General features: G+C 62.3%; 20 protein-coding genes. 10 read left to right on the forward strand and 10 right to left on the reverse strand.

All coding sequences use genetic code 11. The annotated features are described in order from the left end of the window. Positions 1-202 precede the first annotated feature (202 nt). A complete protein-coding gene (locus CXQ80_RS10195; protein ID WP_101319007.1) occupies positions 203-1,906 on the forward strand; it encodes a glutamine--tRNA ligase/YqeY domain fusion protein in 1,704 nt (567 codons plus the stop codon). A gap of 9 nt (positions 1,907-1,915) precedes the next feature. Continuing rightward, on the forward strand, positions 1,916-3,298 hold the full coding sequence (gene cysS, locus CXQ80_RS10200) for a cysteine--tRNA ligase (protein ID WP_101319009.1): 1,383 nt from the start codon (positions 1,916-1,918) through the stop codon (positions 3,296-3,298). Positions 3,299-3,334: 36 nt separating this feature from the next. On the opposite strand, the gene CXQ80_RS10205 is transcribed toward cysS, so the two are convergent. The 5 genes from CXQ80_RS10205 to CXQ80_RS10225 all read right to left on the reverse strand — a co-directional run bounded on the left by CXQ80_RS10205 (position 3,335) and on the right by CXQ80_RS10225 (position 8,804). Further along, on the reverse strand, positions 3,335-4,717 hold the full coding sequence (locus CXQ80_RS10205) for a HAMP domain-containing sensor histidine kinase (protein ID WP_101319011.1): 1,383 nt from the start codon (positions 4,715-4,717) through the stop codon (positions 3,335-3,337). Continuing rightward, positions 4,695-5,375 (reverse strand): response regulator transcription factor, encoded by a 681-nt coding sequence (locus tag CXQ80_RS10210; RefSeq protein ID WP_101319013.1) that lies wholly within the window; start codon positions 5,373-5,375, stop codon positions 4,695-4,697. Before CXQ80_RS10210 ends, CXQ80_RS10205 begins: the two co-directional genes overlap by 23 nt. A 167-nt stretch (positions 5,376-5,542) precedes the next feature. Continuing rightward, the gene (locus CXQ80_RS10215; protein WP_101319015.1) at positions 5,543-6,562 is read right to left on the reverse strand and encodes a branched-chain amino acid aminotransferase; all 1,020 of its coding nucleotides are present in this window, start codon (positions 6,560-6,562) and stop codon (positions 5,543-5,545) included. 107 nt (positions 6,563-6,669) lie between these two features. Further along, positions 6,670-8,250 carry an ABC-F family ATP-binding cassette domain-containing protein gene (locus tag CXQ80_RS10220; protein ID WP_101319017.1) on the reverse strand — a complete coding sequence of 527 codons (1,581 nt, stop codon included), beginning with the start codon at positions 8,248-8,250 and terminating at the stop codon, positions 6,670-6,672. 188 nt (positions 8,251-8,438) lie between these two features. Beyond that, complete coding sequence (locus CXQ80_RS10225; protein ID WP_101319019.1) at positions 8,439-8,804, reverse strand: glyoxalase superfamily protein; 366 nt, start codon at positions 8,802-8,804, stop codon at positions 8,439-8,441. A gap of 282 nt (positions 8,805-9,086) precedes the next feature. Here CXQ80_RS10225 and CXQ80_RS10230 point away from each other — a divergent pair, with 282 nt between their 5' ends. The 8 genes from CXQ80_RS10230 to ureG are packed head-to-tail and all read left to right on the forward strand — an operon-like array spanning position 9,087 to position 14,636. Then, positions 9,087-9,920 (forward strand): urease accessory protein UreD, encoded by an 834-nt coding sequence (locus CXQ80_RS10230; RefSeq protein WP_101323006.1) that lies wholly within the window; start codon positions 9,087-9,089, stop codon positions 9,918-9,920. 10 nt (positions 9,921-9,930) lie between these two features. Beyond that, positions 9,931-10,233, forward strand: coding sequence for an urease subunit gamma (locus CXQ80_RS10235; protein WP_101319021.1), 303 nt, complete (start codon positions 9,931-9,933; stop codon positions 10,231-10,233). A 10-nt stretch (positions 10,234-10,243) separates the two neighbouring features. Then, complete coding sequence (locus CXQ80_RS10240; RefSeq protein WP_101319023.1) at positions 10,244-10,561, forward strand: urease subunit beta; 318 nt, start codon at positions 10,244-10,246, stop codon at positions 10,559-10,561. Continuing rightward, positions 10,558-12,261: an urease subunit alpha gene (gene ureC / locus CXQ80_RS10245; protein WP_101319025.1), complete on the forward strand. Its 1,704-nt coding sequence runs from the start codon at positions 10,558-10,560 to the stop codon at positions 12,259-12,261. Before CXQ80_RS10240 ends, ureC begins: the two co-directional genes overlap by 4 nt. A gap of 10 nt (positions 12,262-12,271) precedes the next feature. Next, on the forward strand, positions 12,272-12,769 hold the full coding sequence (gene ureE, locus CXQ80_RS10250) for an urease accessory protein UreE (protein WP_101319027.1): 498 nt from the start codon (positions 12,272-12,274) through the stop codon (positions 12,767-12,769). A gap of 12 nt (positions 12,770-12,781) precedes the next feature. Beyond that, complete coding sequence (locus CXQ80_RS10255; RefSeq protein WP_101319029.1) at positions 12,782-13,327, forward strand: HupE/UreJ family protein; 546 nt, start codon at positions 12,782-12,784, stop codon at positions 13,325-13,327. Further along, a complete protein-coding gene (locus CXQ80_RS10260; protein ID WP_101319031.1) occupies positions 13,327-14,001 on the forward strand; it encodes an urease accessory protein UreF in 675 nt (224 codons plus the stop codon). The genes CXQ80_RS10255 and CXQ80_RS10260 overlap by 1 nt, the downstream gene beginning before the upstream one ends. Before the next feature lie 11 nt (positions 14,002-14,012). Continuing rightward, positions 14,013-14,636: an urease accessory protein UreG gene (gene ureG, locus CXQ80_RS10265; protein ID WP_101319033.1), complete on the forward strand. Its 624-nt coding sequence runs from the start codon at positions 14,013-14,015 to the stop codon at positions 14,634-14,636. 96 nt (positions 14,637-14,732) lie between these two features. Here the strand turns inward: ureG and CXQ80_RS10270 are convergent, their stop codons facing one another. The 5 genes from CXQ80_RS10270 to CXQ80_RS10290 all read right to left on the reverse strand — a co-directional run bounded on the left by CXQ80_RS10270 (position 14,733) and on the right by CXQ80_RS10290 (position 19,926). After that, positions 14,733-16,514 carry a tyrosyl-tRNA deacylase gene (locus tag CXQ80_RS10270; RefSeq protein ID WP_101319035.1) on the reverse strand — a complete coding sequence of 594 codons (1,782 nt, stop codon included), beginning with the start codon at positions 16,512-16,514 and terminating at the stop codon, positions 14,733-14,735. Further along, positions 16,511-17,077: a hypothetical protein gene (locus CXQ80_RS10275; protein WP_157831738.1), complete on the reverse strand. Its 567-nt coding sequence runs from the start codon at positions 17,075-17,077 to the stop codon at positions 16,511-16,513. Before CXQ80_RS10275 ends, CXQ80_RS10270 begins: the two co-directional genes overlap by 4 nt. Before the next feature lie 425 nt (positions 17,078-17,502). Further along, entirely contained in the window at positions 17,503-17,799 is a 297-nt protein-coding gene (locus tag CXQ80_RS10280) for a hypothetical protein (protein ID WP_101319039.1), read from the reverse strand. A gap of 125 nt (positions 17,800-17,924) precedes the next feature. Then, positions 17,925-19,277: a GntP family permease gene (locus CXQ80_RS10285; RefSeq protein ID WP_101319041.1), complete on the reverse strand. Its 1,353-nt coding sequence runs from the start codon at positions 19,275-19,277 to the stop codon at positions 17,925-17,927. A gap of 109 nt (positions 19,278-19,386) precedes the next feature. Next, the gene (locus CXQ80_RS10290) at positions 19,387-19,926 is read right to left on the reverse strand and encodes a gluconokinase (RefSeq protein WP_101319044.1); all 540 of its coding nucleotides are present in this window, start codon (positions 19,924-19,926) and stop codon (positions 19,387-19,389) included. Positions 19,927-19,981: the final 55 nt, after the last annotated feature.

A 19,981-nucleotide genomic window follows, 5' to 3' on the forward strand; every position in this document is an offset into this window, starting at 1 on the left:
TGGCTGCGCGCAGCACGCGTACATCAGCTGACGCAGGATTGGCTTGCCGCGACACAGCGCGCGCGGCGCCATTTTGCCTGGGTTGCGATAAATCGCGCCACTTTGTCGGCGCCCGGCTGTCAGCAGCTTGACTGCTTCGGCTATGATAGGCCCTTTGATTCAATCGGCCTACCCGGGCTGAACACCAGCATTCAAGGATCCTATGAGCAAGCCCACTGCCGACAACGCGCCCAACGCCGCTGCCAAAGGCGCTCCCGCCGTCCCTGCAAACTTCCTGCGGCCGATCGTTCAGGCTGACCTGGACTCGGGCAAGCACACGCAGATAGTCACCCGCTTCCCGCCGGAGCCCAACGGTTACCTGCACATTGGCCACGCCAAGTCGATCTGCGTCAACTTCGGCCTGGCCGAAGAGTTCGGCGGTGCCTGTCACCTGCGCTTCGACGACACCAACCCGGCCAAGGAAGACCAGGAGTACATCGACGCGATCCAGAGCGACGTCAAGTGGCTGGGCTTCAACTGGACCGGTCCCGTGCGCTATGCCTCGCAGTACTTCGACCAGTTGCACGACTGGGCGGTCGAGCTGATCAAGTCGGGTAACGCCTATGTCTGCGACCTGACTCCGGAGCAAGCCAAGGAATACCGCGGCAACCTCACCGAACCTGGCAAGAACAGCCCGTTCCGGGAGCGCAGCGTCGAAGAAAACCTCGACCTGTTCGCGCGCATGAAAGCCGGCGAGTTCGCTGATGGCGAGCGCGTGCTGCGGGCCAAGATCGACATGGCCTCGCCGAACATGAACCTGCGTGACCCGATCCTCTACCGGATCCGCCATGCCCACCATCACCAGACCGGTGACAAGTGGTGCATCTACCCCAACTACGACTTCACCCACGGCCAGTCGGACGCGATCGAGGGCATTACCCACTCGATCTGCACCCTGGAGTTCGAAGGTCATCGCCCGTTGTACGAGTGGTTCCTCGACAACCTGCCAGTGCCGGCGCACCCGCGTCAGTACGAGTTCAGCCGGCTCAACCTGAACTACACCATCACCTCCAAGCGCAAGCTCAAGCAGTTGGTTGACGAGAAACACGTGCAGGGTTGGGATGACCCGCGCATGTCGACCCTGTCGGGCTTCCGTCGTCGTGGTTACACCCCGGCCTCGATCCGCAACTTCTGCGACATGATCGGCACCAACCGCTCGGACGGAGTGGTCGACATGAACATGCTCGAGTTCAGCATCCGCGATGACCTCGACCGCACCGCGCCGCGCGCCATGTGTGTACTGCGGCCGTTGAAGGTAGTGATCACCAACTATCCGGAAGGCCAGGTCGAAAACCTCGAGCTGCCACGCCACCCGAAAGAAGACATGGGCGTGCGCGCGTTGCCCTTCGCCCGTGAGCTGTACATCGACCGTGACGATTTCATGGAAGAGCCGCCAAAAGGCTACAAGCGCCTGGAGCCGAACGGCGAAGTGCGTCTGCGCGGCAGCTACGTGATCCGTGCCGACGAAGCGATCAAGGACGCCGATGGCAACATTGTCGAACTGCGCTGCTCGTACGATCCGGACACCCTTGGCAAGAACCCTGAGGGGCGCAAAGTCAAGGGCGTGATTCACTGGGTGCCGGCAGCGGCCAGCGTCGAGTGCGAAGTACGCCTGTACGACCGCCTGTTCCGTTCGCCTAACCCGGAGAAAACCGAAGAGGGCGGCAGCTTCCTGGACAACATCAACCCCGATTCGCTGCAGGTGCTGAGCGGCTGTCGTGCGGAACCTTCGCTGGCCAACGCCCAGCCTGAAGACCGTTTCCAGTTCGAGCGCGAGGGTTACTTCTGCGCCGACCTGAAAGACACCCAGCCGGGCCGCCCGGTGTTCAACCGCACTGTCACCCTGCGTGACTCCTGGGGCAGCTAAGGAATCGCCGTGCTTAACATCTACAACACGCTGAGCAAGACCAAGGAAGCCTTCAAGCCGCTGGATGGCAACAAGGTGCGCATGTATGTCTGCGGCATGACCGTGTACGACTACTGCCACCTCGGCCACGGCCGCAGCATGGTGGCCTTCGACCTGGTCACTCGCTGGCTGCGCAAGAGCGGCTTTGATCTGACTTACGTGCGCAACATTACCGACATCGATGACAAGATCATCAACCGGGCCAATGAAAACGGCGAGACCTTCGATGCGCTGACCGCACGCATGATCGATGCAATGCACGAAGACGAGCGCCGCCTGAACATCTTGCCGCCGGATCAGGAGCCGCGTGCCACCGAGCACATCGCTGGCATGCACGCGATGATCCAGACTCTGATCGACAAGGGTTATGCCTACGCACCGGGTAATGGCGATGTGTACTACCGGGTGGGCAAGTTCGTCGGTTACGGCAAGCTGTCGCGCAAGAAGATCGAAGACCTGCGCATCGGCGCCCGTATCGAAGTTGACGAGGCCAAGCAGGATCCACTCGACTTTGTCCTGTGGAAGGGCGTCAAGCCGGGCGAACCAAGCTGGGATTCGCCATGGGGCCCGGGCCGTCCGGGCTGGCACATCGAGTGCTCGGTGATGTCCACCTGCTGCCTGGGCGAGAGCTTCGACATTCACGGCGGCGGCAGCGACCTCGAGTTCCCGCACCACGAGAACGAGATCGCGCAAAGCGAAGCGGCCACTGGCAAGCAGTACGCCAATGCCTGGATGCACTGCGGCATGATCCGCATCAATGGCGAGAAGATGTCGAAGTCGTTGAACAACTTCTTCACCATCCGTGACGTGCTGGAAAAGTATCACCCGGAAGTGGTCCGCTACTTGTTGGTGGCTAGCCACTACCGCAGCGCGATCAACTACTCGGAAGACAGCCTGCGCGACGCCAAAGGTGCGCTTGAGCGCTTTTACCACGCACTGCGCGGCCTGCCACGGGTCGTTCCTGCGGGCGGTGAGGCATTTGTCGAGCGCTTCAGTGTGGCGATGAACGATGACTTCGGCACCCCCGAAGCCTGCGCCGTGCTATTCGACCTGGTACGCGAGATCAACCGCCTGCGCGACACAGACGTCGAGGCTGCCGCTGGCCTGGCTGGGCGCCTGCGCGAGTTGGGTGAGGTGCTCGGTGTACTGCAACTGGAGGCTGATGACTTCCTGCGGGCCGGCGCCGAGGGCAAGGTCGACGCCGCTGAAGTGGAGGCGCTGATTCAGGCGCGCCTGCAGGCTCGGACTGACAAGAACTGGGCCGAGTCCGACCGTATCCGTGATCAGCTCACGGCGATGGGTGTGGTGCTTGAGGACAGCAAAGGCGCCACCACCTGGCGCCTGGCTGACTGACCGCAGTGCCGGGGCCGCGCAATGCGGCCCCGGTGTTCAGCTGGCGAGCGGGCAGTGCAGGACCAGCCTGGCGCCGCCCCATTGGCTTTCACCGATTTCAAGGGTGAAGCCGTGCAAGTCAACGATCGCTGCAACTATCGACAGCCCGAGGCCGAAGCCAGGGTGGCGATGACCTTCCTCACTCCGATAGAAACGCTTGAGTACGGCGGTGCGTTCCTGTTCCGGGATGCCTGGCCCGCTGTCTTCGATCGCTACATGCACGCCGCTGGCATCCTGACTGGCAGCAATGCGCACCTGGCCACCTTCAGGGGTGAACTTGATCGCGTTGCCGACCAGATTGGCCAGCGCCTCGAACAGCAGCTCGCGATCGCCGTGCAGCGCCGGCAACTGCGCTGGCTGCTCCAGTTGTAGCTCGATAGTGCGGTCCTCGGCCAGCGGCAGGTAGAAGTCATGCAGCTCGACCAGCAGTGCCTGTGGATCAAGCTGGACGAAGCCGGCGCGGCGCTGGCGGTCCTCCAGTTCACTGATGCGCAACAATCCGCGAAACCGCGCCATCAACGTGTCAGTCTCGCCGATGGCCTGATCCAGCGCCTCGGCTTGGGCAGAATCCTCGCCGCTCTGCTGGCGAATCCGATACAGCTGCGCACGTAGCCGCGTCAGGGGCGTGCGCAGGTCATGGGCAATGTTGTCGCAGACGCCCTTGACTTCATGCATCAGCCGCTCGATGCGGTCGAGCATGGCGTTGACGATGGCCGCCAGCATGTCCAGCTCATCGCGCCGGGCCGACAATGGCAGGCGGTGGGTCAGGTCGCCGGCCACGATCAGTTCGGCGCTGGCCTGCACCGCGCGGATCCGCTTGAGCGGCCGCCTGCGCAGCAGGTACCAACCGGCAAAGCCTGGTATGAGGGTCAGGGAGATGCCCCACAGCAACGCATCCAGGATGATCCGCGTGACCACGAACAACGAGCCGTTGTCGCGAAACAGTACCAGCCAGCGACCGTCCTGCACCTTGATCGCAACCGCGTCGCAGGTCTCGTGGATCATGCCCGGGTCGGCGCTGTCCAGGCAGTGCTTGAGCTCATGCACCTTGCCGTCCAGGCGCAGCTCCTTGGGGATGGCGCGGATACGCCCGCCCAGTGGATTGAGCTGTGCGTCGAACAGGCCATAGGCGTCGAAACTGCGCTCTTCGAAAGCCTGGCTGGCGATCAGGGCGTCGTCCAGCTGCTTGCCGCTCATGTGCGCAAACAGATGCTGACGCTGCAGCATGGAATGACGGGTGAGCTTGTTCAGGTAGCTAGAAACCTCGAAATACAGCACCCCCATGAGGATGCTGCTCCAGGCCACGAAGAGAAAGCTGTACAGCGCCAGCAGGCGACTGGTGGACGAGCTCCAGCCTTTAGACGGGTTCAGCAATGGCATAGCCCGAGCCCCGCACGGTTCGAATCAGTGCGCACTGGCCGGGAGCGTCGATCTTCTTGCGCAAGCGGCCGATGTGCACGTCGATCAGGTTGGTGCCTGGGTCGAAGTGATAGCCCCACACCTCCTCGAAAATCATCATCCGGGTGATTACCTGGCCGGCGTGGCGCATCAGGTATTCGAGCAGCTTGTATTCGGTGGGCAGCAGGTTCAGCGTTTGCTCGCCGCGACGGGCTTCATGGCTGATCAGGTCCAGCTCGAGGTCCGCCACCTGCAGGCGGGTCTGGGTCATCGGTACGCTGTTACGGCGCAGCAGCACTTCGACCCTGGCAGCCATTTCGTCGGAGGCAAACGGCTTGGTCAGGTAATCGTCGCCGCCGGCACGCAAGCCGCGCACGCGTTCGTCAACGTCGGAAAGGGCGCTGATCATCAGGATCGGGGTGGCAATCTTCAGGCTGCGCAGGGTGGTGACGATGGTCAGGCCATCGACTTCGGGCAGCATGCGGTCCACGGTGATCAGGTCGTAGCCACCGGCAATGGCCTTGGCCAGGCCTTCGCGGCCATTGTCTGCCCACTCTACATCCAGGCCGTGGCTGGTCAGTTCAGCGACGATTTCCTGGCCGGTGACGGCGTCGTCTTCGATGGTCAGTACGCGGGGCATGCTGGTTCCTGGGCGGCGAATTAAGGTTCGATTGTGCCAAAGAATAGCCAAGCGGCGATTTAAGAAAAATTCATCTGGCTAAAAAGCACTGCGGGGCAAGCCCACTCTCACCCAACCGCACGCGGTAGTGAGAGCAGACTTGCCCCGCAAGGGCATGGCGTTAGCGCTTACGCGACCTTGACGATCCAGCCAGCCGGCGCTTCGACGTCGCCGCTCTGGATGCCGGTCAGCTCGTTGTAGAGTTTGGTGGTGACCGGGCCGACTTCGGTTTCACTGTGGAACACATGCAGCTTGCCGTTGTACTGGATGCCACCAATCGGCGTGATCACTGCCGCGGTGCCACAGGCACCGGCCTCGACGAAGCGCTCGAGGTTGTTGATCTGTACGTCGCCTTCGACCACCTTCAGGCCCAGACGCGATTCGGCCAGCTCCATCAGCGACAGGCGGGTGATGCCCGGCAGTACCGAAGCCGACTTCGGCGTGACGAACTCGTTGTTGGCAGTGATGCCAAAGAAGTTGGCCGAACCGACTTCTTCAATCTTCGAGTGGGTCAGCGGGTCGAGGTAGATGCAATCGGCGAAGCCGGCTTTCTTCGCCTCGTAGCCCGGCTGCAGGCTTGCCGCGTAGTTGCCACCGACTTTGGCGGCACCAGTGCCCTGCGGCGCGGCGCGGTCGAAATCGGAGATCAGGAACTTGTGCGGGGTCATGCCGCCCTTGAAGTACGAACCGACCGGGATCGCGAATACCGAGAAGATAAACTCAGGTGCGGTACGCACGCCGATATTGTCACCGGTACCGATCACGAACGGACGCAGGTACAGAGCGCCCTTGCCGTGTGGCGGCACGAACCGCTCGTTGGCCTTGACTACCTGTTTGCAGGCTTCGATGAACTGCTCGGTCGGCACCCGCGGCATCAGCAGGCGGTCGCAGCTGCGCTGCATACGCAGGGCGTTCTGATCCGGGCGGAACAGGTTGACGGTGCCATCCTTGCAGCGATAGGCCTTGAGGCCTTCAAAACACTGCTGGCCGTAGTGCAGGGCGGTCGAGCCTTCGCTGATGTGCAGCACGTTGTCATCGGTCAGGGTGCCCTTGTCCCACTCGCCATCGCGGAACACGGACAGGAAGCGCTTGTCAGTCTTGATGTAGTCGAAGCCCAGCTTGTCCCAGTTAATGCTCTCGTTACTCATGACACCCTCGATTGTCTTGCAGATGCCCGATCACTCGGGCTGCTGTTATTTGCGCACCACGCCACGATAATACATCCGCCGCAGATCGGAAACGTCCAGTCTCAGATTCATCCAAGCCGTAGCGAATCGTGTAGTTGCAGGCGTTGTAAAAAGGCCTGGTCATGGCAGGCCACCAGTAGGCCACCGCAGAACTGATCGAGCATCCGTTCCAGCGCCAGCAGCGACGGCAGGTCGAGGTGATTGCTCGGTTCGTCCAACAGCAGCAGGTCGACCGGCCGCTGGCGATAGAGGAGCCCGGCCAGAGCGGCCTTGAGCCGTTCGCCACCGCTGAGCAGGGCAGTGGGCATCTCCACCCTTGCCGCGTCCAGGCCCAATTGCGCCAGGCGGGTCCGCACCTCGCTGTGGGCCAGCCCTGGGTTGGCCAGGCGGAGGAAGGCGAGGGCGCTCAGTTCGGCGGGCAGCAGGCTGTAATGTTGGTCGAGCAGGGCGACCTCACCGTATACCTGAAAGCTACCTGCGCTGGCCTGGAGCTGGCCCGCCAGCACCTTCAACAGTGTCGATTTGCCGGTCCCGTTGGCACCGATCACAGCCATGTGCTCGCCGCTGCGCAGATGGAAATTGAGCGGCGCCTGGCTGCCCCGGGGCAACTGCAAGCCGCTGACGCTCAGCACCGATTTGCCTTGGCTGCGGCCAGCGTCCGGCGCGTGCATGACGATGGGGCTGTTGCGTTCGACCTGCTTGTTGGCCTGGCGCAGTTGCGCGTGCAGCTTGGCCTCGGCTGCCTGGTGTTCGCGCTGCTGTCTACCGGCAGTGGCCTGGCTGCGCTGCTGCTGACGGCCGATAAGGATTTTTGCTTGATTGGCCTGTCTGGCCTGGCGCCCCGCGTCGGCTTGCCGTCGCTCGAGGCTCTCGCGTTGCTGTTGCAGCACCTGCGTCTGACGGCGCCGTTCGCGCTTGAGGCGATCAAGGGTGTGCAGGGCACACGCCTGTTCATGCGCTTTGGTGTGCTCATAGTGCCGGTAGTCACCGGAGTAGCTGTGCAGGCCTTGCGGGGTCAGCTCGACAATCCGCTGCATGTGCCCAAGCAGGGTGCGATCGTGGCTGATTACCAGCAGGCCTTTGACCCAGCCCAGCAGCATCTGGTGCAGTTGCTCGCGAGCATCCACGTCGAGGTGGTTGCTCGGCTCATCAAGGATCAGATAATCGGCCTGGCTAACCAGCGCGCCGATCAGCGCCACACGCATCGCCTGGCCCCCGCTCAAGCTCGCTGCATCGCGCTCCAGCTCAAGCTGGCCGAGCCCATGGCGGTCCAGCTGGGCTTGCACTCGCTCGCGGATATCCCAGCGTTCAGCCACTACGTCGAAATCTGCCGGGTCAGCGCTGCCTGCTTCTATGCGCTGCAGCGCAGCAACGACCGAACCCACCTGCGCCAGCTCTGCCACTGTGCTGCACTGGCTTACAAAATGTTGATGAAGGTAATGCACCCGGCCGCTGCGCAGGCAGCGACCCTCGCTGGGTGCCAGCGAGCCGGCGAGGATCTGCCCGAGCAGGCTCTTGCCGACGCCATTGACACCGACCAGGCCGGTGCGGCGTTGGTCGAAGGATTCACTGATCGGGGCAAACAGCTGCCTGCCATCGGGCAAGGCCAGGGTGACGCCGTCCAGCGTCAGGATCGAGGTATTGGTCATGCACAACTCCACTCATGCCGCGACATCCCCAGGCGAGAGCTGAGGGCTGAAGGCTGGCCGTCGAGGTGACGGCGGCATCAATGGCGCATTGGACCAATACCTGTTTGAAGGGATGAAGGCCAAGCCTAGCGGATACCCTGGCATGGGTAAAGCCTGACCCGGCCAGGCCGGCTGGCCGAGGGCAACCGTTAGTCTTCGCTCTGCTGGCAGAAGCGCAGGCGGTTGCCGAACGGATCCCAGATCTGCATCTGCAGGCCCCAATCGACGGTTTCGGCCTCGGGGCGGGCATAGCCGTACTGTTTGTCCTGCAGTTCACGCTCCAGCGCGCGCAGGTCGTCGATGCGGGCAAAGATGGTCGAACCGGGCGAGGCGTCACCGTGGTGTTCCGACAGATGCAGGATCAGCCCATCGCGACGGATTTGTGCGTACAGCGGCAGATCCGGGCTGAACCGGTGCTCCCAATCGAGCGTGAACCCGAGAAAATCGAGATAGAACTCTTTGGCCTTGTCGACCGAGAAGATCCGCAGGATCGGGATGGCAGGGGCTAATTGCATGGTGACTTCCTTGGTCAGCTGGAGGCGCTACTGTAACCCGCTTCGCGTCCTCCAGCACCAACCTGGCAGCACTGAAACGGGGCCGGGCGACGCCCTTTAAGTGTGCGGCATGCGCCCCGGTGCCTCTTGCCAGAGCGCTTTGTGCCTCGCGCCAGGGCAGAGTTGGCCCGCAATCTGCAAAGCATCCCCCAAGCAAAATTGATCGACTGGTCAGACGCGGCGCGCAACGGCGCCATTCTGATCGGCTCAAGGCCGCAGGGCCGGGATTTTCAGGGGGCCAGGATGTCTTTGGCGCAACAGATCGAGCAGCAAGACGACGACAGCGGGTGGAGCGCCTACCTGCAACTGCGCTTTGTGCAACGCGACGGCGTGACCCGCCTTGGTGCGCGCAAGCATTTCGGACCTCTTTTGGTGCAACGACCGTTTTATCCGGAAGGCAGCCCATGCCACGTGTATATCCTGCACCCGCCAGGCGGCATCGTCGCCGGCGACCGGCTTGAGCTGGACATCCAGCTGGAAGCCGGCAGCCACGCGCTGCTGACCATGCCCGGTGCGAGCAAGTTCTACCGCAGCATCGGCCCGACCGCGCGCTTGCATCAGCACTTTCACCTGCAGGCCGGGAGCACCCTGGAATGGCTGCCTCAGGACAGCATCTTCTTTTCCGGCGCCAGGGCGAGCCTGGACAGCCGCTTCACCCTGGAGCCGGGCGCGCGTTTGCTCGCCTGGGAAACGCTATGCCTGGGCCGTCCGGTAATGAACGAGCGCTTCGAGCAAGGCGCGCTGGACAGCTGCCTGCGCGTCGAGCTGCCGGGTGATCCGGGCCTGCACGAGCGCCTGCGCATCGAGGGCGGGCGCCTGGACAAGGTCGGCGGGCATCCACTGCTGGCGACCTTTTGCGCCGCGCCCGCTGACCAGGCGTTGCTGGAGCAGGTCCGTGAGCTGCTCGACAGCCTTGGCAACCCGGTCGGGGCAACTTTGCTGGGCGAGCTGCTGGTGATCCGCCTGCTCGATCACGACAATCAACATCTGCAACACACCCTGCAGCGCCTTTGGCATGTGCTGCGCCCGGCCGTTCTCGGCCTGGCGCCATGCCCGCCGCGCATCTGGGCTACCTGAGAGAGACGCCGTGGAACTGACCCCCAGAGAGAAAGACAAGCTGCTGCTGTTCACTGCCGCATTGCTGGCCGAGCGCCGCCTGGGCCGTGGCCTGAAGCTCAACTACCCGGAAGCGCTGGCGTTGATCAGCGCCGCGGTGATGGAGGGGGCCCGCGATGGCCGTACCGTCGCCGAACTGATGAGCCTTGGCCGTGAGGTGCTGCGGCGCGATCAGGTCATGCCCGGCGTACCGGAAATGATCCATGACGTGCAGGTCGAGGCAACCTTTCCTGACGGCACCAAATTGGTGACCGTTCATGATCCTATCGTCTGAGGAGGCCGGCATGATTCCGGGTGAAATCCAAGTCGCCGCTGGCGACATCGAGCTCAACGTGGGCCGGGCAACGGTCAGCGTCAAGGTTGCCAATCACGGTGACCGGCCGGTTCAGGTCGGCTCGCATTACCACTTCTATGAAGTCAACGACGCACTGGTGTTCGAGCGTGAGCCGACCTTGGGCTTTCGCCTGGATATCCCGGCCGGCACCGCGGTGCGCTTCGAACCCGGCCAGGCGCGTACCGTGCAGTTGGTGGCCTACGCCGGCAAGCGCGAGATATATGGTTTTCAGGGCAAGGTGATGGGCCCATTGGAGGGCAGCGCATGAGCCGGCTGTCGCGTCGCGCCTATGCCGACATGTTCGGCCCGACCGTGGGCGACCGGGTGCGCCTGGCGGACACGGCGCTGTGGGTCGAGGTCGAGAAAGACTTCACCATCTATGGTGAAGAGGTCAAGTTCGGCGGCGGCAAGGTCATCCGTGACGGCATGGGTCAGGGCCAGATGCTGGCGGCCGAGGCGATGGACCTGGTCCTGACCAACGCACTGATCATCGACCACTGGGGCATCGTCAAGGCAGACATCGGCGTCAAACACGGGCGGATTGCCATGATCGGCAAGGCCGGCAACCCGGATGTGCAGCCTGGCGTCACCGTGCCGGTCGGCCCTGGCACCGAGGTCATCGCCGCCGAGGGCAAGATCGTCACCGCTGGCGGCATCGACTCGCATATTCACTTCATCTGCCCGCAGCAGGTCGAAGAGGCCCTCACCAGTGGCGTCACCACGTTTATCGGCGGCGGGACCGGGCCAGCCACTGGCACCAACGCCACTACCTGCACACCTGGCCCTTGGTACATGGCGCGCATGCTGCAAGCGGCCGACAGCCTGCCGATCAATATCGGCCTGCTCGGCAAGGGCAATGCCTCGCGCCCTGAAGCGCTGCGCGAGCAGATCGCTGCTGGCGCAGTCGGGCTCAAGCTGCATGAAGACTGGGGATCGACTCCGGCTGCGATCGACTGCTGCCTGAGCGTGGCCGAAGAGATGGACATCCAGGTCGCGATCCACACCGACACACTCAATGAGTCGGGCTGTATCGAAGACACTCTTGCCGCCATCGGCGACCGCACCATTCATACCTTCCACACCGAAGGCGCCGGCGGCGGCCATGCCCCGGACATCATCCGCGCAGCAGGGCAGGCCAACGTGCTGCCTTCGTCGACCAACCCGACCTTGCCGTACACCGTCAATACCGTCGACGAACACCTCGACATGCTGATGGTTTGCCATCACCTCGACCCAAGCATTGCCGAAGACGTAGCGTTTGCCGAGTCGCGCATTCGCCGTGAGACGATTGCCGCCGAGGACATCCTCCATGACATGGGCGCATTTGCCATGACCTCGTCCGATTCGCAGGCCATGGGCCGAGTTGGCGAAGTGGTGATTCGCACCTGGCAAGTAGCCCATCAGATGAAGCTGCGCCGTGGTCCGCTGGCACCCGACAGCGACTACAGTGACAACTTCCGGGTCAAGCGCTACATCGCCAAGTACACCATCAACCCGGCAGTGACCCACGGCATCGCCCATGAAGTCGGCTCGCTGGAAGTCGGCAAGCTGGCTGACCTGGTGCTTTGGAAACCTGCGTTCTTCGCGGTCAAACCGGCCTTGGTGATCAAGGGCGGGATGATCGTCACCGCGCCGATGGGCGATATCAACGGCTCGATTCCAACGCCGCAGCCAGTGCACTACCGGCCGATGTTCGGCGCACTGGGCGCCGCTCGCCATGCCACACGCATGACTTTCGTGTCGCAGGCAGCGCTCGATCAGGGCGTGGTCGAGCAGCTCAACCTGCAGAGCCTGATCGGCGTGGCCAAGGGCTGCCGCCAGGTGCGCAAGCGCGACATGGTCCTGAACACGCTGCAACCGCAGATCGAAGTCGATGCACAAACCTATCAGGTGCGTGCCGACGGCGAGCTGCTGGTGTGTGAGCCAGCCAGCGAACTGCCGTTGGCGCAGCGCTATTTTCTGTTTTGAAGGAGCACCCATGATTGTTCTCAACCGGCGCATCAGTGCCGCCGACAGCGCCGAGCAGATGATTACCGGCACCGTGACCCTGAGTGTCGATAGCCGGATCAAGAGCCGCCTGCGGGTGACCCTGGACGATGGCCGTGATGCCGGCCTGATGCTTGAGCGTGGCCACCTGCTGCGTGGCGGCGAGCTACTCGGCGATGCCGACGGCTTGCACCTGGTGCGCGTGCTGGCTGCTGCAGAGTCGGTCTCGACCTTGCGCTGCAGCGACCCGTTGCTGCTGGCGCGGGCGGCCTATCATCTGGGCAACCGCCACGTGCCGTTGCAGATCGATGCCGGCCTGCTGCGTTATCAGCATGACTATGTGCTGGACGACATGGTCCGTGGCCTTGGCCTGCAGGTCACGGTCGAGCAGGCACCGTTCGAGCCTGAAGCCGGCGCTTACCAGAGTGCGCCACACAGCCATGCCCACGGCAATGATCACCCCTTCGTGCGTATGCCCGCTGCCCACTAATAAGGAACCCAGATGAAAAAGACACTCGCCCTTGCCCTGCTGTTGGTGGCCGTACCGGCCTTCGCGCACCCCGGTCATGACAGCAGCCCGCTGCACGATGGCCTGCTGCATCCGTTGACCGGCCTTGATCACTTGCTGATGTTGCTCGGTACCGGCGTGCTGGCGGCCTTGACCCGGCGCAACCTGCTGTTGCCGCTGGCAACCCTGGCTGCGATGTTTGCCGGTGCTGTGTTTGGCCATCTGTTCGGTGGGGTGCTGGGCATGGAAAGCATGATCGTCGGCTCGCTATTGGTGGCAGCAGCGGCGTTGCTGGTACCTGGCCGGCAAGTGTTACTGGCCCTGGCAATGCCGCTGTTCGCGCTGTTCCACGGCTGGGCACATGGCGTTGAAGCAACCCCAAGCGCCTTCTGGCTGTTCAGTGCCGGGTTCGTTACCGTCAGCGGTTTGTTGCTCGCCGCGGGCTTTACCGTCGGTTGCCTGCTACGCCGCCACGCCAAGCTGCAGAAAGCCTGTGGCGGCGGCCTGCTGGCGTCGGCCGCTGTCATGCTGGTCGGCTGATGAGCAGCGACCTGGCGTTGCTGCGTTTACTGCAGCTGGCCAGCCCGGGCTTGCCGGTGGGCGGCTTCACCTACTCGCAAGGGCTGGAATGGGCGGTCGAGGCCGGCTGGGTAAGCACCACCGAAGGTTTCTGCAACTGGCAGCGTGAGCAGTTGCACGACACCCTTGGTTATCTCGACTGGCCGTTGCTGGCCCGCCTGTACCGCGCGTGCGAGCGTGCTGACGTCGAGGCTTTCGGGCACTGGAGTCAGTTTCTCCTGGCTAATCGCGAGACCGCCGAGCTGCGCCTTGAAGAGCACCAGCGGGGTTACGCGCTGGCGCGCATTCTTGACGGCTGGCAGCTCGGGCAAGACCTTGCCTGGCGGCCGCAGCTTGAACTCACCCAGTTAGGCGCGATGGCATGGCTCGCCGTGCACTGGGCAATTCCTTTACGCCAGCTCGCGCTGGGGCTCGGCTTTGCCTGGCTGGAAGGCGCGGTCATGGCCGGCGTCAAGCTGGTGCCGTTTGGCCAGCAGGCGGCGCAGACCGTACTGCGCGACCTGGCCGCCGAATTGCCGGCGGTGCTGGACATGGCGCTGGAGCTGGACGACGAGCAGTTGGGCGGCGGCCTGCCGCTGCTGGCCATCGCCTCGTCGCGTCACGAAACCCAATACACCCGTTTGTTCCGTTCTTGAGGACTGCCAACATGCAAAGCTATCAGCAACCCCTTCGCATCGGTGTCGGTGGCCCGGTCGGCTCCGGCAAGACTGCGCTGCTCGAGGCCCTGTGCAAGGCCATGCGTGATCACTACCAGATCGCCGTGGTCACCAATGACATCTATACCAAGGAAGATCAACGCATTCTTACCGAAGCCGGCGCCCTGGAGCCCGAGCGGATTGTCGGCGTGGAGACCGGCGGCTGTCCGCATACGGCGATCCGCGAAGACGCCTCTATGAACCTGGCTGCGGTGGAGGCACTGGCGCGCAAGTTCGGTAACCTTGAGGTTATCTTCGTGGAGAGCGGCGGTGACAACCTCAGCGCTACCTTCAGCCCCGAGCTGGCCGACCTGACCATTTACGTCATTGATGTTGCCGAGGGCGAGAAGATTCCGCGCAAGGGCGGCCCAGGGATTACCAAGTCGGATTTGTTGGTGATCAACAAGACTGACCTGGCGCCCTATGTCGGCGCATCGCTTGAGGTCATGGAACGTGATACCAATCGCATGCGTCCAGAGCGGCCCTGGACGTTCAGCAACCTGAAAAAGGGCGAAGGGCTGCAAGCGGTGATCGACTTTATCGTCGAGCGCGGCATGCTTGGTGTCAGGGCGTAAGGCACAAGCGCCATCAGTCATGGCTGTAGCAACTGGTCGGCTCTCGAGGGGCCGACCAGTAGGGTTGGTTACCAGCGGGCTATCAGCGCTGCGGGCTCAAGCGCTCAATTCGTCGCGGTAGCTGGCCAGGTAGACCAAGCGCTGATGACTGGCCTTCTCACGCTCGTCGATGATCATTTTCAGGGTGAAAGAAGCCTGGTCCAGATACGCTGGCAGCTCCTGGCCAGTAATGTACGTGCCTGACAGCTTGTTGAGTTTGCTCCAGCCATCCTTGAAGGTCTGGGCAAATCGGTCCGATACCACGCCAACCGCCAGCCACTGTCCTGCCTGGCTGATAAAGAATTCGTCGGTAGAGCGGACCAACTGGGCCAGGCGATTGGCACGCAGCCGTGCGCTATTGCCGGCACTCTCATAGCTGGAAACCTGGTCCGTCGCCTGGTCAAGGATGATCTGCATGAAGTCGGAAAATGATTTGAAGAAAAACGCCATTTCTTCAACGATCTCTTTGGTCCGCTTGAGTGCGCTCACGCTCAGGTTCAACGATCGAACGGCAAGTTCGATGTTCTGTTTCTCGTTCCGCTGGCCGGCAAGCAGGGCAGTGAGGTTTACCAGCTCGGAAGCTTGCTCACGGCGGGTATTTTCGTACTCCTCGGCTTTACCGAGCATCTGCATCTGCATGTCGCGCAAATTGCCTGCTTGTTTGCGTTGCTCATCACTCAGCGATGCGGCATGTTCGCCGATGGCTTTGAGCGCCTCCTCCAGTTGTGACAGCTCCTGGCTGAGTTCGCCTTGCCGTGCGGCTACCTTTTCAAGGTCGGCCTGGACATCGCTGATACGGCCATCGAGGGTACCCTTGGCCGGATCAGCGGCGTCGGCGTTGCGCTTGCTCAAGTCATCCAGGTTTGACTTCAACTTGTCACGCTGCTCGTTGAGCAGCGTTTGCTCCGCACGAAGCTCAGAGCGCGCTTTTTTCATCTGGATATCTTTGTGCAGGCCATCGGCCTGGTTCTGCTGGCCAAGCCCCGCTGCGGCCGCCATCGAGGCGCCGCCAATCACGGCCGATGCGCCGCCGGTAGCTCCCATGGCTATCATGGGCAGCAGCCCCCCCAGCATCTGTGCGCCGGTCTTCAAAAGCGACGCCCAGAACGATTTTTGCTCGGCGGTCTTCGCCTGTGATCCGTATTCTTGCGCCAGCTTTTCATAGCGGGCAACCTGTTGCTGCAAGTCGGTGACCAGACCCTCGAGCATCTCGCGCCGAGCATTAGCGATCACGAGTTCGCTCTGCAGCTTGCTATCTGCCTGAATGGTATCGCTTAGCGCGACTTCGCTGCGTGCGGTCGCTTCAGCGGTGTTACGGATGATGACATCGTATCTGTCTGCGATCGTGGTAAGGCTGTCGCGCACGGTGATTGCCGCTTGGGTGATTTCGTTGGCCATGGCCAGCAAATCAGCGGTGACGAATTCCTTGATTTGCTCCGGGTCACCGCCTTCCTTCACGTCAAGCCAGTCGGGTAGGCAGTTGCGCAAGGTAGTGCCGATTCTATTGGCGACGCGAATAGCGCTCTTGATGCTTCGCTCACTCTCCTGCTGAGCGGTGATCAAGTCATTCATGATCGAGCCGATCCTGACGCGGATGTCTCCCTGCTCCTGGGGCGTGGTGTTGTAGGCGATGTAGAGCAGGTCGATGGCATGGTCGGTATCGTGCTTGGCCCGACTGGTGTCGTAGGTGCCTTCGATCTTCTCGACATAGTTGGCGACCAGCGCAGTCTGTTCGACAGGTAAGCGCAGAGGTGAGGCGGTGCACAGCGCTTCGATATGGCTGCTTATAGCGCTGTCGATACGAGCATTGCGGCTGATGAATGGAATGACTTCGCTCATGGGAATGGCCTTTTTGGTGGGTTATCGGGGCTGCAGTCCACTTCCCAGGAGGTCGGGAAGTGCACGCCTTGGTCGCGTAAAGGCGACCAGGCTTTTTCCAGAAGACGCCGGCCGGCGATCAGGTTGGCTTGAGCAGGCGGCTCAAGCAGGGCAAGGGCATCGGCTTGGCATTTACGCGGATTGGCCGTGTTTCCTGCGCACTCGTCGCCGGCAAGCAGAAAATCGTCAACGTCGTGGGTAATGCTCTGCCTGGCTTCGCGTGCCGAGGCCAACAGCGACTTGACTGCTGCGATCTGGCGCTCGGCCGAGCGGCCGATGGCAATGCTGTATTGGACAGCCGCTATCTCGTTACTGATGCCGCGCAGAGCCTGGTCGTGTTCAGGTCGCCACGGTAGGGATTGGTAGCGCTGGCGTTCCTGTTGCAGCTGTCGCTCCAGACGCTCGCGTGCGGCCTCCAGCTCAGGCAGGCGCCTGATCTCACCGCCGACACTGTTTTCGATGTGCTGAATACGGCTAATCATCAGCTTTTCCAGGCTTTGCAGGTGTCCCGTGCAGACAGACATGCGTGCCTCCAGCACGGGCTCGAGGCTGGCATGGGCTGCGTTGCCGTAAAGCACCGCACACAGCGCGAGCAGCACGCACGGCTGAGCAAGCGATGAGTGCAACCTGTTGCACATTCGGAAAGTGATTTTCATTGGGCACCTCGCTACGAAGTCCCTTGAACACCCGTCACGGACTGCTGCAAACAAGCGCGACGGTGGTCCTCAGGTGGTGCCGGGATTAAGCCCCGGGCGCCATCTGCGGATAAGCAGGAAAGGTTCTACTTGGAGTTGAGCGCTGAGTTAAGTGAGGAAGCTCAAGCGCGCAGACGTGCCCGAGAGGGCGGAGGAGGGGTAACGCTTGAGGCCAAGCGCTACCAGGCGAGGGTCATCAGTTGCCTACGATCTGGCCAGCATTCGCCGCGAGCCATCGTCGGGTAAGCGTCATTTCAAGGCTGAGGGTTACTGCTGCCAGATCCCTGGCCAGTGCCCACGGGAGCGTCGGGAGTACCCATGCCCGGTAGCTTGTGATCGTTGCTCTGGCTCGCAGGAGGGCTGTCTGGATCATTACCGTTCAGGCGAGGGTCAGTGTTGCGTGGCATGGGTGTTTCGATAGGGTTGAGCGTGCTGTCCGCGCCAGGCTTGGGCGCGCTGTTATGCGGGTCGTCCGGGTAGGTCGGGCCAGTACCGGCGGCCATGGCCAAAGGCGTTGCGAGCACGGCGGCAAGCAGCAGGAAGCGTTTCATGGGCAAGCTCCTTTGCGTGGATAAAGTGCCAGCCTTGCCGCGGAACAGACGTTGATCACGCGGCAAGGCCCTCATCTCACTTGAGCCTGACACCCCACGCTAGGTGCCAGTATCCCGACCAACGGTCAGACGAACTGCGCCAGCAACATGATGAAGATGATGCCGACCACCGACAGGATGGTCTCCATCATGCTCCAGGTCTTGAACGTTTCTGCTACGGTCATGTTGAAGTACTGCTTGACCAGCCAGAAACCGGCGTCGTTGACGTGGGACAGAATCAGCGAACCGGCGCCGGTGGCCAGTACCAGCAGCTCACGGTTGACCCCGGGAACCAGCGCGATCACCGGTGCAACGATACCAGCGCCGGTGATGGTCGCTACCGTTGCCGAGCCTGTGGCGATCCGGATGACCGCCGCCACCAACCAGGCCAGCATGATTGGCGATATCTGCGCTTGCACCGCCATCTGGCCGATGACGTTGCCCACACCAGTGTCCACCAGCATCTGCTTGAAGCCGCCGCCAGCGCCGACAATCAATACGATGGCGGCGGTGGGGGCCAGGCTCTGGTCAAGCATCTTCATGATCTGCTGACGGTTGAAGCCGCGCGCCGCGCCGAAGGTGTAGAACGCCAGCAGCAGCGCCGCGAGCAGGGCGGTGATCGGATGGCCGATCAGGTCCATCCACTGGCGCACGATGTTTTCAGCGGGCAGCACCACATCAGCAAACGTCTTCAGCAGCATCAGCACTACCGGCAACAGCACGGTGATCAGGGTGATGCTGAAGCTTGGCAGGTTGCGCTGGTCGGACTCGCGAGCAATCTGTTCCATCAGCTCTTGTGACGGGGTGCCCGGGATGTAACGCGAGATGAAATTGCCGTACAGCGGGCCGGCGATGATTGCCGTCGGCAGCGCTACCAGCAAACCGTAGAAGATGGTCTTGCCGATGTCGGCATTGAAAATGCCGATCGCCAGCAGCGGGCCTGGATGCGGCGGCACCAGCCCATGCACGACGGACAGGCCTGCCAGCAGCGGAATACCGATCTTGACCAAGGATACCCCGGTGCGTCGGGCTACGATGAACACCAGCGGGATCAGCAGCACAAAGCCGATTTCGAAGAACAGCGGGATGCCCACCAGAAATGCGGCGAACATCATGGCCCAGTGCACCTTCTGCTTGCCGAAGGCGCGGATCAGAGTCTGCGCGATCTGGTCAGCGCCGCCGGAATCGGCCATCAGCTTGCCGAGCATGGTGCCCAGTGCAAGCACGATGCCGACAAAGCCAAGCACGCCGCCAAAGCCGTCCTGAAACGACTTCATGACCTTGGCCACGGGCATGCCCGAGGTCAGGCCGAGAAAGCCCGCAGCCAGCGTCAGCGCAACAAAAGGATGCACTTTGAAGTGGGTGATCAGCAGGATGAGCCCGATGATGGTCACCAGGGCATCGAGTAGCAGGAACGTATCGGTAGCCAGTCCGAACATGATTAATGAGCCTCGGTTTTGTCTTTGTTGTTAGGCGTAGCGTTATGGAACTTCTGGTACTTTTAAACGTCGAGACAGCGCTGTCTTTGGTGAGCTGGTAAACCGCCGCTCAGGCGATTCGCGCCAATGCCCGCTCACCGCAGGGCTTTAACCAGTCATGTACGCTTTCGGCCAGCGCGGCCACCGGCCGGGTAGCGTCCAGCGCCAAGGTCAGTGGCTCGCCACGAGGGGATTCGAGGGCGGCAAACTGGCTTTCGATAAGGCTGGCAGGCATGAAGTGGCCAGGACGGGCCAGCACGCGCTTCTCGGCCTCGGCAGGGGTCAGCTCGAGGAACACGAAGCCCAGCTCAGGCACTGCTTGACGCAATGCATCGCGATAGCGGCGCTTCAAGGCAGAGCAGGTCAGGATTGGTCGTTCGCCGGCCTTGAGCGTGGCCTGTAGCTCCTGGCCGAGCAGCACCAGCCACCCGGCACGGTCGGCATCGTCGAGCGGCACGCCAGCGCTCATTTTTTCGATATTGGCAGCGGGGTGGAAAGCATCGCCTTCGATCAGCCGACCGCCACTGCGGGCGGCAATGGCAGCGCCGATGCAGCTCTTGCCGCAGCCTGCTACACCCATCACCACGATCGCGGACAGGGGAGAGTTCATCAGTACCTCCTGCAGGTAAGATAGCGCTGTCTCGACATGGACGTCGATGTATGGG

It is taken from the genome of Pseudomonas sp. 02C 26, assembly GCF_002843585.1.
Classification (GTDB): domain Bacteria; phylum Pseudomonadota; class Gammaproteobacteria; order Pseudomonadales; family Pseudomonadaceae; genus Aquipseudomonas; species Aquipseudomonas shirazensis.

Bases quoted from the DNA above. Each gene is read 5' to 3' on its own strand.
- CXQ80_RS10195 (WP_101319007.1), top strand. From the start codon at position 203: ATGAGCAAGCCCACTGCCGACAACGCGCCCAACGCCGCTGCCAAAGGC.
- CXQ80_RS10205 (WP_101319011.1), bottom strand. From the start codon at position 4,717: ATGCCATTGCTGAACCCGTCTAAAGGCTGGAGCTCGTCCACCAGTCGC.
- CXQ80_RS10210 (WP_101319013.1), bottom strand. From the start codon at position 5,375: ATGCCCCGCGTACTGACCATCGAAGACGACGCCGTCACCGGCCAGGAA.
- CXQ80_RS10215 (WP_101319015.1), bottom strand. From the start codon at position 6,562: ATGAGTAACGAGAGCATTAACTGGGACAAGCTGGGCTTCGACTACATC.
- CXQ80_RS10220 (WP_101319017.1), bottom strand. From the start codon at position 8,250: ATGACCAATACCTCGATCCTGACGCTGGACGGCGTCACCCTGGCCTTG.
- CXQ80_RS10225 (WP_101319019.1), bottom strand. From the start codon at position 8,804: ATGCAATTAGCCCCTGCCATCCCGATCCTGCGGATCTTCTCGGTCGAC.
- CXQ80_RS10230 (WP_101323006.1), top strand. From the start codon at position 9,087: ATGTCTTTGGCGCAACAGATCGAGCAGCAAGACGACGACAGCGGGTGG.
- CXQ80_RS10240 (WP_101319023.1), top strand. From the start codon at position 10,244: ATGATTCCGGGTGAAATCCAAGTCGCCGCTGGCGACATCGAGCTCAAC.
- ureC (WP_101319025.1), top strand. From the start codon at position 10,558: ATGAGCCGGCTGTCGCGTCGCGCCTATGCCGACATGTTCGGCCCGACC.
- ureE (WP_101319027.1), top strand. From the start codon at position 12,272: ATGATTGTTCTCAACCGGCGCATCAGTGCCGCCGACAGCGCCGAGCAG.
- CXQ80_RS10255 (WP_101319029.1), top strand. From the start codon at position 12,782: ATGAAAAAGACACTCGCCCTTGCCCTGCTGTTGGTGGCCGTACCGGCC.
- CXQ80_RS10260 (WP_101319031.1), top strand. From the start codon at position 13,327: ATGAGCAGCGACCTGGCGTTGCTGCGTTTACTGCAGCTGGCCAGCCCG.
- ureG (WP_101319033.1), top strand. From the start codon at position 14,013: ATGCAAAGCTATCAGCAACCCCTTCGCATCGGTGTCGGTGGCCCGGTC.
- CXQ80_RS10270 (WP_101319035.1), bottom strand. From the start codon at position 16,514: ATGAGCGAAGTCATTCCATTCATCAGCCGCAATGCTCGTATCGACAGC.
- CXQ80_RS10275 (WP_157831738.1), bottom strand. From the start codon at position 17,077: ATGTCTGTCTGCACGGGACACCTGCAAAGCCTGGAAAAGCTGATGATT.
- CXQ80_RS10280 (WP_101319039.1), bottom strand. From the start codon at position 17,799: ATGAAACGCTTCCTGCTGCTTGCCGCCGTGCTCGCAACGCCTTTGGCC.
- CXQ80_RS10285 (WP_101319041.1), bottom strand. From the start codon at position 19,277: ATGTTCGGACTGGCTACCGATACGTTCCTGCTACTCGATGCCCTGGTG.
- CXQ80_RS10290 (WP_101319044.1), bottom strand. From the start codon at position 19,926: ATGAACTCTCCCCTGTCCGCGATCGTGGTGATGGGTGTAGCAGGCTGC.